We start from the raw sequence: 1,121 nt of genomic DNA, 5'->3' as shown, positions 1-1,121 counted from the left end.
CTTCTGGGCTATTTTTGTTAGAAATGTGGTCTAGATCGATGGGTATAACCTGAGCATCAGCAGCGCCCAATTTTTTGAAGGCTTTAACGTAGTAGATCCCGTTATCTTTGTAATTACTGGCTTTACAGGGGTCGTTAGCATATTTATCATTGCTGGGGGAGTCAGATGCTGCTGTAATCACCCCAATTTTTGCCTTAGACGAACCCCCTGCCAGTTCAATCATTTTCTGGTAAATAGCTTGAGTGTGAACAAAGCTAGGGTCGCTCTTACCTGGGTCATTGTTACAACTTTGCAGAACTGGTTTCAACCCACCTCCGATAAGAACGAGGGATTTAGCCGAAGCGGGCAGGCTAGTGAACAGACTAAACCCTTGAAACATCAATACTAGAAGGGACAGAAGCAGAAACTTTCGGAGTTTTTTCATATCGCGTTCCTTGCTAAACTTTGAGCAATTTTTGTCTAACCGTCAGTGTTTCACGCAATCCATTGTCTCCTATTTAGTATACTACTGAAGTCTGATAACCTTCTAGTTGCAACATATCAATTACTGAATTAAGTAGAACATTTGCAAAAAACCAAACTATCTTAATAAAGATGAAGTAAACTAAAACCCTTTTCCCTCCAGCATAGTTGCCTTATCTTCGTGCCATTCGGTCAACACCTTGGTTATGGTAAAGGTCGAGAGTGTCAAAAATTGGTTGAATAAAATCCCCAAACTCCCCATCTGCAAAAACTTCTTTGTTATTATCAGGTTTACGAAGGGGGTTAGGGTTATATGCAGTAGGGAGTCGCATATAAACGTACGGGAGCAATGCGATTTTGTGAGGTCGGACAAAAAAAGTGCGATCGCTAAAAATTATATTCAAGTACGGAGTGATTTTATTTACAAATAAAATATTGATTCGCAGGAGAATTCATCTTGATGAGATATCTCAAAAAGATTGCTAGTAAGTCATTTGACGATTATTTCCCAAAATATCTGTAACAAGCCTTTGATATTTAGTATCAATTACAGCAACCAATAGCTAAAGATGAGAACGCAAGTATAAAATTAATCAAGCAGTTTGAGGTTTAATAAAGGAATTAAAGATAGAAATACAAAAATTATCCCAACTTCCAGC

2 protein-coding genes are annotated in these 1,121 nt (G+C 38.3%); both read right to left on the bottom strand.

The features are described from left to right. Positions 1 to 424, bottom strand: a 424-nt coding sequence (locus F8S12_RS31395; RefSeq protein ID WP_196520229.1) for a hypothetical protein, incomplete at its 3' end; no start/stop codon positions are given. Between the two features lie 211 nt (positions 425 to 635). Further along, positions 636 to 794, bottom strand: coding sequence for a hypothetical protein (locus F8S12_RS31390; RefSeq protein WP_196520230.1), 159 nt, complete (start codon positions 792 to 794; stop codon positions 636 to 638). Positions 795 to 1,121: the final 327 nt, after the last annotated feature.

The sequence above is a fragment of the Nostoc sp. WHI genome, assembly GCF_015714725.1.
Taxonomy (GTDB): domain Bacteria; phylum Cyanobacteriota; class Cyanobacteriia; order Cyanobacteriales; family Nostocaceae; genus Nostoc.
Note: the sequence above shows the minus strand (reverse complement) of the source record. Positions and strands in the feature narration are given on the sequence as shown.

Coding starts and splice junctions, on each gene's coding strand:
- F8S12_RS31390 (WP_196520230.1), bottom strand. CDS start 794: ATGCGACTCCCTACTGCATATAACCCTAACCCCCTTCGTAAACCTGAT.